The following is a 6,000-nucleotide window of genomic DNA, read 5'->3' as shown; positions in this document are numbered from 1 at the left end:
CGATACGACAAACGCGACGACAACTTCCTCGCATCCGTCCAGCTAGCCTCAATTCGAATTTGGCTCCGATCTTATGAGGCGGTCACCTAGAGCAATTCCAGGAAAAGTGCGAAGCGGTTTTCCGTCCGGAATTGCGCAAAACAATAGCATGGAGCGGTGGGGCGATTCCGTGAAACGCGTAACCGCCCTAAGGAGTACACCGCCCGAAAAATGCGTGATTATGTGCGCCTGCCCGCGACCCTTCGGGCAGGCCTCATTAGGCGCGGCATGCAAATCGACAATCAAGTCCGGTAAGATTCATGAACGCTGGATGAACCGGTATCTCAGCACCTGTTCAGCCTGACCATGGCAAAACAGTGTCCAGTATAGGGCACGGGTAGGGTCAGGAACATGGACTCGTTTATCATGGCACGGCGTTTTGTCATCGTTATGCTGTTTGCAGCCGTCTTCGCATTCAGCTTCTCTGTTGCGGTCGAACACGCCGGCCGCAGCGGCGCGCAATCGCATTTCGGGGCAAGCTTCACCTGCCTGCAAACCGGCGCGCCTTATTGCACGACCGTGCAATAAAGAAACATCTCTCCATCCCGGATGGCTGGGCTGGAGGCACGATTGCAAGAAAATAGCTGCGAAAATCCAGGGCCGTCTCTTTCAACGTCGTTTGCTTGTTAACAACGACACTCTATAATGGCTCATGAGCAACAGAATCTCTCCTTTTTCACCCCTCGACATCTCCTCCCCCAGCCCGGTCCAGCCCCGGACCTTCGATGATTCGGCCAAGGCCGTCGACGCGCTGACGGAGCTTTACGATCGCAATACAGCCTTCCTGATCGCCAGTTTCACCGAGTTGGCCAAGGGTGCGCCGATCACGGCGCGCTACCGCGCCTTCTACCCGCAGGTCAGTATAGAAACGACGAGCTTCGGCCATGTCGACTCGCGTCTTTCCTATGGTCACGTCACCGCGCCGGGCGTCTACACGGCCACCATCACGCGTCCGCAACTGTTTCGCCATTATCTGAAAGAGCAGCTGACGCTCTTGATGCGCAGCCACAATGTACCGGTGGTCGTGTCCGAATCGTCGACGCCCATTCCGCTGCATTTCGCTTTTGGCGAAGGCGCGCATGTCGAGGCCTCCGCTGCGGCTTTCGAGGATATTCCGTTGCGCGACCTCTTTGATACGCCGGATCTGAACACGACGGACGACGAGATCGCCAACGGCGAATATATCCCGCCTCCGGGAGAGCCCTCGCCGCTCGCACCCTTTACCGCGCAACGTATCGACTATTCGCTGGCCCGCCTCTCGCATTATACCGCGACGAGCGCCGCGCATTTCCAGAATTTTGTGCTGTTCACGAACTATCAGTTTTATATCGACGAATTCTGCAAATGGGCGCGGGATCTGATGGCCAGCGGCGGAGACGGCTATACCGAGTTCGTAGAACCCGGCAATATCGTCACCAAGGCCGGCTCCAGCCGGCCCGAGGGTGATGTGACGTCGCCGCGCCTGCCGCAAATGCCGGCCTACCATCTGAAGAAGAAGGGGCATGCCGGCATCACCATGATCAATATCGGTGTCGGCCCGTCCAACGCCAAGACGATCACGGACCACGTCGCCGTGCTACGCCCGCATGCATGGCTGATGCTCGGCCATTGCGCCGGCCTGCGCAACAGCCAGCGGCTCGGCGACTATGTGCTCGCACACGCCTATATGCGCGAAGACCATGTTCTGGACGACGATCTGCCGGTCTGGGTGCCGATCCCGGCGCTCGCCGAAGTGCAGGTGGCGCTGGAGGCGGCCGTCGCCGAAATCACCGGTTTCGAGGGCTTCGAGCTGAAGCGCATCATGCGCACCGGCACAGTCGGCACGATCGATAACCGCAATTGGGAACTGCGCGATCAGGCAGGCCCGGTCAAGCGCCTGTCGCAGGCCCGCGCCGTGGCGCTGGACATGGAATCGGCAACGATCGCCGCCAACGGCTTCCGATTCCGCGTTCCCTACGGCACGCTCCTCTGCGTCTCCGACAAGCCGCTGCATGGCGAACTGAAGCTGCCGGGCATGGCGACCGCCTTCTATCGCACCCAGGTGAACCAGCATCTGCAGATCGGCATCCGCGCCATTCAGAAACTGGCCGAAATGCCGCCGGAAAAGCTGCACTCGCGCAAGCTGCGCAGCTTCTTCGAAACGGCGTTTCAATAAGCCGGGCCAATAGGCTGGGGCTCTCCCCCTACCGCCCTTCTGCCGGTATCGAAACTATCTTGGCAGCGGCCGCAACTTGCGGCCGTTCGTCGTTTGGCGCCGCACCCCAGCTCAGGCACAGGATCAGCAGGGCAAAGCCCGCGAACCCCATCCAGATGCGGAACACGACCCTTCCGACATCCGCCGCGTCAAGCAGCTCTTCTTCCGACATTGTCTTCTTTTGCCAGTAGTGCACGATTGCGGCTTCCAGACCGTACATCTCCGTCTCTCCTTTCGTGACGACGGAGCTGGTCGACCGGGGTCGAGCTTTTTCGACAGGGCCGAAAATTTTTGTCATGCTGCGGATCGAGCTGTCGATTTGCGTACGGCCGGCTCGTCTATGGCTGTTATCAAATTGCGAGAGGAGCAGCTGCGATGAAATATCTCTGCCAGGTCTGGTTCGACGGTTCGATGCTCGACACCATGACCAAGGAGGAAAAGCACAGGCTCGATTCGGATTCGCTCGGCTACGACCGGGATCTGATGGCCAGCGGGCACATGATCCATGCCGAGGCGCTGCAGTCGCCAAGCTCGGCGGTTACGGTGCGGGTCCGCAACGGCGAGACCGCGGTGACGGACGGTCCCTTCATTGAGACCAAGGAATATCTAGGCGGCTTCATCCTGATCGATGCGAAGGATCTGAACGACGCAATCCGGGTTGCTGCCGGCATCCCGCTTGCAAAGCTCGGCAGCATCGAGGTGCGGCCTATCTATTCCTTCGGCTCGGATCTTTGAGGAGGCGGCGATGAAATTTCTTTGTCAGGTCTGGTTCGAGACAGCCGAGATCAGCAAGCTTTCCGAGGAGGAAGGGCGACAGCTGACGCAGGAGTCCATCGACAACGACAACCGGCTGCGCGCCAGCGGCCATATCATCGTCGCCAATGCATTGCGAGAGCCGGAGACCGCCAGAACGGTTCGGGTGCGCCAGGGCGGGACCGCGATCACCGACGGTCCCTTCGCGGAGTTGAAGGAGCATCTCGGCGGCTTCGTGTTGATCGAGGCCAAGGACATGGAGGAAGCCACGCGCATTGCCGCCACCTTCCCCGTCGCCCGCTACGGCATGATCGAGGTCCGTGCAGCCTTCGACATCCGGTTTCCGGATGAATAGGCACTAAGGGAGAGCACGATGCGATTTCTATGCTTGATCTACACATCCGTCGACGTCGACGGAAGGCTGACTCAAAGCGAGATGAACCATCTGATCGCTGAGCATTTCGTCTATGATGAGAGTCTGCGGCAGGACGGCCGCCTGATCGTTTCCGATGCGCTGGAACTCCGAGATAAATCGATCGTCATCCGACCGCAGGGCGACACGTTTTCGGTGACGGATGGGCCATTCGTGGAGACGAAGGAACATCTGGCCGGTTTCTATCTCATCGATGCGCCCGATCTGGATAGCGCGACCGATATCGCCAAACACATTCCCTCGGCACGCTATGGTGCCATCGAGATTCGTCCGGTGCGTATCCTGACGCTTCGGGGAGACTTAGCGGAGAAACACTGACGCCATGTCGCTGAACCAGACCATCGACAGCATCTATCGCAGCCATTCGCGCGGCGTGCTGGCAACGCTGATCCGCTTGCTCGGCGATTTCGATCGGGCCGAGGAGGCGCTCCACGATGCGTTCGCAGCGGCCGCGCAGCAATGGACGGAGGAGACGATCCCGACCAATCCCTATGCCTGGCTTATCTCCGCCGGCCGCTTTCGCGCCATCGATCACATAAGGCGGCGGGTGCGCTTCGATGCTGCCCAGGCCGATATCGCCGACAGCCTCTACCCGGAGGGGGAGACGATGGAGATCGCTGAACGCAAAGAGATCGAGGACGACATGCTGCGGCTGGTCTTCACCTGTTGCCATCCCCTCATTCCGGCGGAAGCGCAGATGGCGATGTCGCTGCGCGAGGTGTGCGGCCTGACGACGGAGGAGATCGCCCACGCTTTCCTGATTCCGGCGCCAACCGTCGCCCAGCGCATCGTCCGCGCCAAGAACCGCATCCGCGCGGCCGGCATTCCTTATGAGGTGCCTGACAAGATGGAGCTGCCGGAGCGGCTGGCCCAGGTGCTGCACGTCATCTACCTCGTCTTCAACGAGGGCTATTCCGCATCCTCTGGCGCAACGATCGTTCGCGCCGATCTCGCAGCCGAGGCCATCCGGCTCGGCCGGCTGTTGCTGCAGCTTCTGCCGGATCCGGAGGTCTCGGGACTGCTGGCGATCATGCTGTTGCAGGATTCGCGACGGCTTGCCCGCGCGGACGCCGCCGGCGAGCTGGTTTTGCTCTCCGATCAGGACCGCTCGCTCTGGGATCGCGGCAGGATTCGCGAGGGCCTGGCTCTCTCGGCCGAGGCCATGACCGCGGACGGCGTCGGCACCTACGCCCTGCAAGCCGCCATCGCCGCCGAACATGCGCGCGCCGCGACAGCAGACGACACGGATTGGCGGCGGATTGTCGCCCTCTATGACCTTTTGCTGCTGGCCAATCCCTCGCCGGTGATCGAACTCAATCGGGCGGTAGCCGTCTCGATGTGTGATGGGCCGGCAGCGGCGCTCGCCATCGTGGATAGCCTGCTCGGCGAGGAGCGTCTGGCGCGATATCACCTTGCCCACGCTGCCAAAGCTGATTTCCTGCGCCAACTCGAGCGCAACGAGGAAGCACGGCAATCCTACGAGATGGCGCTTTCGCTTTGCCAACAGGCACCGGAACAGGCATTCCTGCGCAAGCGGCTGGCCGAACTGGAAGACAAAACCCGGCATTAGCCGGATCAGGCACGCTTTCTGGAAACAAGCAGACCGATGGCGGTGCCCGTCAGTGCCGAAACAACGATCAGGAGGTGGGCGTTGATGCTCGCCTGCGCCAGGTTCTCGAGCGCAGCCTTCTCGCCCGAAGCGCCGAATGCCATGGCACCGGCGGTGATGCCGGCCGGATAGGTACCGACACCTCCCGGCGCATGCACCGGCAGCACTGACGACAATTCGCCGCCGAGCGCGCCGCCGAAACTTGCCGATAACGGCGTGACATTCATCAGGCCGAGCGCCCAGGCAAGTACCGCGACCTTGACCAGCCAATTGACCACCGTCGTCAGCCAGGCGCGCGCAAAGGCCTGGGCATCGACAGGCAGGCCGCGCTCCAGCTCATGTACCAGCCCTTGCGCCTTCTTCGGCAGAATGCGGGCGGCAAGGCGGATCAGCGGCCGGCGCGAAACGAAAGCTGCGACCGGCAAGAACAGGAAAGCCAGCCATGCGATCCAGGCCAGAACGCGGTAAGGCGAAGCAAGCGCAAGACCGACGCCGGCCGCCGCCAGCAGCGCATGCAGGTCGAGCAGCCGCATGACGAACAGCGCCGATGTGCCGCGCGCCAGCGGTATGCCGAATTCGGAGCGCATCAGCACCGGGAAACTGGTCTCCCCAGTACGAAACGGCATCATGATATTAAGCAGATTATGCACCTGCGTCACACGGAAGAGCGCTGCGAAATGGCCAGCCGTTTCCTTCGGGAAATAATCATAGATGCGCCAGGTGCGCAGAAAGTAGGTGCCGGTCAAAAGCGCTAGGGCGAGCAGGATCGGCAGAAGGCCGACCTTGCCCCACTGCGCCAGGATCGAACTCCATCCCCAGAACCATTCGATGAAGGCGGCATAAGCGACGACCACCGCGAGAGTGAGCAGCGTCATTCGGTTGCGAATAAACCAATTCTGTCGGCTGGCAACCGTCGGAGTCTTCATGTAGTTAGGGCACCCAATGCGAGCGGTGGCTGAGGCCGGACATATC

At 61.1% G+C, this 6,000-nt stretch carries 8 protein-coding genes; 6 read left to right on the top strand and 2 right to left on the bottom strand.

Going from position 1 to position 6,000, the window contains the following annotated elements; translation table 11 throughout:
* Window positions 1-405 precede the first annotated feature (405 nt).
* Together FHT29_RS20225 and FHT29_RS20220 are read left to right on the top strand one after the other, a co-directional pair.
* The gene (locus FHT29_RS20225) at window positions 406-567 is read left to right on the top strand and encodes a hypothetical protein (RefSeq protein WP_162693676.1); all 162 of its coding nucleotides are present in this window, start codon (window positions 406-408) and stop codon (window positions 565-567) included.
* 124 nt (window positions 568-691) lie between these two features.
* On the top strand, window positions 692-2,194 hold the full coding sequence (locus tag FHT29_RS20220) for an AMP nucleosidase (protein ID WP_037193816.1): 1,503 nt from the start codon (window positions 692-694) through the stop codon (window positions 2,192-2,194).
* Window positions 2,195-2,222: 28 nt separating this feature from the next.
* Here FHT29_RS20220 and FHT29_RS20215 read toward each other — a convergent pair whose 3' ends face one another.
* On the bottom strand, window positions 2,223-2,453 hold the full coding sequence (locus FHT29_RS20215; RefSeq protein WP_037193814.1) for a hypothetical protein: 231 nt from the start codon (window positions 2,451-2,453) through the stop codon (window positions 2,223-2,225).
* Between the two features lie 155 nt (window positions 2,454-2,608).
* On the opposite strand from FHT29_RS20215, the gene FHT29_RS20210 reads away from it, so the two are divergent.
* From FHT29_RS20210 to FHT29_RS20195, 4 genes are read left to right on the top strand one after another with little or no spacing between them, the layout of a single operon-like run.
* Complete coding sequence (locus FHT29_RS20210; RefSeq protein ID WP_168600074.1) at window positions 2,609-2,968, top strand: YciI family protein; 360 nt, start codon at window positions 2,609-2,611, stop codon at window positions 2,966-2,968.
* Window positions 2,969-2,978: 10 nt separating this feature from the next.
* On the top strand, window positions 2,979-3,341 hold the full coding sequence (locus FHT29_RS20205; protein ID WP_168600073.1) for a YciI family protein: 363 nt from the start codon (window positions 2,979-2,981) through the stop codon (window positions 3,339-3,341).
* An 18-nt stretch (window positions 3,342-3,359) separates the two neighbouring features.
* Window positions 3,360-3,737, top strand: coding sequence for a YciI family protein (locus FHT29_RS20200; protein WP_168600072.1), 378 nt, complete (start codon window positions 3,360-3,362; stop codon window positions 3,735-3,737).
* Window positions 3,738-3,747: 10 nt separating this feature from the next.
* Window positions 3,748-4,989 (top strand): RNA polymerase sigma factor, encoded by a 1,242-nt coding sequence (locus FHT29_RS20195; protein WP_168600078.1) that lies wholly within the window; start codon window positions 3,748-3,750, stop codon window positions 4,987-4,989.
* Window positions 4,990-4,994: 5 nt separating this feature from the next.
* Here FHT29_RS20195 and FHT29_RS20190 read toward each other — a convergent pair whose 3' ends face one another.
* Window positions 4,995-5,954: a lysylphosphatidylglycerol synthase domain-containing protein gene (locus tag FHT29_RS20190; RefSeq protein WP_168600071.1), complete on the bottom strand. Its 960-nt coding sequence runs from the start codon at window positions 5,952-5,954 to the stop codon at window positions 4,995-4,997.
* Between the last annotated feature and the right edge of the window lie 46 nt (window positions 5,955-6,000).

The sequence above is a fragment of the Rhizobium sp. SG741 genome, from assembly GCF_012275435.1.
Classification (GTDB): Bacteria; Pseudomonadota; Alphaproteobacteria; order Rhizobiales; family Rhizobiaceae; genus Rhizobium; species Rhizobium lusitanum.
This window is presented reverse-complemented; position numbering and strand designations above follow the sequence as displayed.

Bases quoted from the DNA above. Each gene is read 5' to 3' on its own strand.
- FHT29_RS20210 (WP_168600074.1), top strand. From the start codon at position 2,609: ATGAAATATCTCTGCCAGGTCTGGTTCGACGGTTCGATGCTCGACACC.
- FHT29_RS20215 (WP_037193814.1), bottom strand. From the start codon at position 2,453: ATGTACGGTCTGGAAGCCGCAATCGTGCACTACTGGCAAAAGAAGACA.
- FHT29_RS20200 (WP_168600072.1), top strand. From the start codon at position 3,360: ATGCGATTTCTATGCTTGATCTACACATCCGTCGACGTCGACGGAAGG.
- FHT29_RS20220 (WP_037193816.1), top strand. From the start codon at position 692: ATGAGCAACAGAATCTCTCCTTTTTCACCCCTCGACATCTCCTCCCCC.
- FHT29_RS20225 (WP_162693676.1), top strand. From the start codon at position 406: ATGGCACGGCGTTTTGTCATCGTTATGCTGTTTGCAGCCGTCTTCGCA.
- FHT29_RS20190 (WP_168600071.1), bottom strand. From the start codon at position 5,954: ATGAAGACTCCGACGGTTGCCAGCCGACAGAATTGGTTTATTCGCAAC.
- FHT29_RS20205 (WP_168600073.1), top strand. From the start codon at position 2,979: ATGAAATTTCTTTGTCAGGTCTGGTTCGAGACAGCCGAGATCAGCAAG.